The organism is Marisediminitalea sp., assembly GCF_984433645.1.
This window is the reverse complement of record NZ_CFIDRX010000004.1, coordinates 1-3,083: the sequence shown is the minus strand read 5'-3', so window position 1 is coordinate 3,083 and position 3,083 is coordinate 1. Positions and strand designations below refer to the sequence as shown.

Here is a 3,083-nt window from a genome sequence, read left to right as displayed (position 1 = left end):
AACAATGAGAAAACTATGTGGAAGCCTACTATTCGAAAGCAACTCGTCGGTGTGTTGCTATGTCTGTCACTCCTGCCCGCTTCAGCAATGGCGGGTATTGGCGATACCTTTCCCTCTGAACGAAAACTGATCAAAGACCCGGTGACCGGTGTCAATATTGCCTTCCTTACCAGTCGCCCGGTTGGCGACTCAAAAATTTACCCTACCCACCCACAATGGACAGCAGATGGTGAATGGTTGGTGTTTCGTTCAAATCGCGTCCCAGGTGAAGCGATGGCCGTAAATGAACAGGACGGCACCCTGGTGCAGATCAGTGAGGGTGGCTACTTCGGTATGCTGGTAAATGCGCAAAAGTCGAACACCCTGTATTTGATGCGTGACCCTCAATTTGCCGCTGACAAACAACCACGCTATGGCCGAAGTGACAATGACAAACAGATCATTGAAGTCAATCTCGGTACTTTACTTGCCGATGCACGTGCTAAACAGGTTAAACCCGCCAGCCATTATCAGCGAGTAGTTGGTGTTGTTCCGGGCAGCATGGGCGCGGGCGGTGATATGGCGTTGGACGCCGCCGAAGACATTATCTATTTTCGTATTGGCCGGGAAGAAGCGGCGCGCCATTTAGCTGAAGGGACTGAGATTGAACCAAATTTCGGACCGAGAAACATGGGCGCAGGTCCCACGGGCATTGCCAGTATGAACCTGAATACCGGGGAAATCGATTTGGTGGTGGCCCTGCCGTTTCAGCTTGGTCACATACAAACCAATCCATGGGTAACCCGGGAACTGGTATTTTGTTGGGAAACAGGCGGAAAATCGCCACAGCGCATGTGGACAATGAAAGTCGGCGGAGAGGTAAAACCACTGTATCCGGAAGCCGAGTATGAATGGGTTACGCATGAAGCGGTGATCACGCCTGATGAAGTCGCGTTTGCCATTATGGGCCATCGTGAAGTAGGTACCAATGATGCCTGGGGGCCATCAGCCTCTCGTCAGAAACCTACAGGGCTCGGCATAGTTAATTTGCGAACCAATGAAATGCGCATTGCCGGACAAACCCGTAGTGGCAGTGGTTTGTGGCATGTGCACGGTTCTCCCGACGGCCGCTGGGCTGTGGGTGACGATTTCGAACGCAGTTTATACCTGATTGACCGCACTACCGATGAGATGATGTTGCTTAGCACTGGACACAAAAAAACGGCAAAGGATCATACCCACCCCACTTTTAGCCGGGACGGTAAAAAAATTCAGATCCAGTCGGCTATGCTATCTGAGGATGACCGCACCATGAACATTGCTGTGATATATCTGCCAGAGCGCTTATTAAACCGATCCTATCAAGACGTTAAACGCCTGGACTAACCCATCATTCTGCCCTTATTTGCCCTGATTAATGAACCTAATCAGGGCATTTAATAGCCCCCGCCCGCCATCGATTTTATTTCACGCTAAATGCAGCTAACAGAATGTCTGGCCGCGACTTAACGCCGCAAATCACAGGCTCATCGCAACCCTACGTAGAAAGCGATTAATGGCACAGTAACTGCTGTTTTAGTTGTTTTTTACCTCACAGACGTTGTTATGCCCAGTATTGCGCAAAGAGAGTGCAAATGATCTCATGTTTCTCACCAAAGTTGGCATTAAAACCCTCGCGGTCCTTTATTGCTGTTGCCGTAACCCTGTTTGGGGTTAGTTGCCCTGTACTGTCTGCCGAGTCCGGTACGTCTTTTACCGCCAAGGACGCCGACCGCCTACTCTACGACCGCTGTGAAGACTGTCACAACGACTATATTTTCGATGGCAACTGGTCAATTGAAGACATTGATGTCAACGATATCGCGCAAGGTCACAACCTGAAGCGGTGGGAGGCCATCCTGAAGTCCGTCTCCATGGGAGACATGCCACCTTCCGATAAGAAACCGTTAACCGCACAGGAAAAAGCCTCACTGCTACAATGGCTCGAGACGTCCCTTGATGATTACAGTGAAACACACCCCAATCCGGGACGGGCCACCCTGCGACGACTAAATCGCCATGAATACGCGAACTCCGTACGGGATCTGCTTGCACTGGAAGTAGATATCGCCGATACCCTGCCTGGCGATGACTCAGGATACGGCTTTGACAATAACGCCGATGTGCTGAGTATGTCTACGACCCATCTCGAACGCTACCTATACGTCGCAGGTAAAGTCAGTAAACTGGCTGCTGGCGTTACCCCCGCCTCAGCCACAAAAACCACTTACGTCGTCCCCAAAGATGGTTCAGTAAAAAACAGCGGCATACCCTCGTTCGATTTAAGAATGAGTGACGATTTACCGCTTGATTCCAGAGGCGGCGGCAGTTTTTCATTCTATGCCCCTGTCACCGGACGGTATGAGATAGCCGGTTACCTTAACGCCAATACCAATAACGAAGTGGACCGCCTTGACGCGCTTCGCCACAGCTACAGCCTGACACTCTCGGCCGGTAATCACACCATAGGCATGGCATTTCGCAAACGCCTGGCACTAACAGAACATGTTCCTAAAATCCGCAAAGGAACAGATTATGTGGTGTTACCCGACAGAGCCGCTACCCCGCTTACTCTGGATTTTGTTGTTGATGGCGCGCGGGTCCATGAGGTTCAGGTACCCTCGTATCATATGTCACCGCGTTTTTCCCAGGCCGCTTTTTTACGGGATGTGCTGGAATTGGAAGTCATAGGCCCTATGTTGCCCGAAGCACAGCAATTGCTGCCACCCGATACCCCAGCTACGCGACAGCTTTTTGTGTGTTATCCGCAAAACGTCACTGCGGGTTCACCTCAGACTCAGGAAGAAATCGCATGCGCCTCGCGTATATTGTCAAAATTAACGTCGCAGGCTTATCGTAGGCCATCCACAACCGACGACGTCGAACCATTATTAAGCGTATTCAGCCGCGCGCGTGAGGATCTGGATTTCAGAGGCAGTATTGCTACTGCCCTCCAGGCACTGCTGGTTTCACCGGGATTCTTATATTTGCAGGAACCCGCACCGTCAGGATTAGCGCCAGGCACGGTTTATCAGATTGATGACCTGGCTTTTGCGGCCCGTCTT

The 3,083-nt window shown here is 51.2% G+C and carries 2 protein-coding genes; both read left to right on the top strand.

Features of this window, described 5'->3' with window-relative positions:
* A partial coding sequence (locus AC4MRN_RS01140) for a hypothetical protein (RefSeq protein WP_491202255.1) occupies positions 1-1,365 on the top strand: 1,365 nt, incomplete at its 5' end.
* A 248-nt stretch (positions 1,366-1,613) separates the two neighbouring features.
* Positions 1,614-3,083 (top strand): DUF1587 domain-containing protein (locus AC4MRN_RS01135; RefSeq protein WP_491202254.1); only part of this gene is annotated, 1,470 nt, incomplete at its 3' end.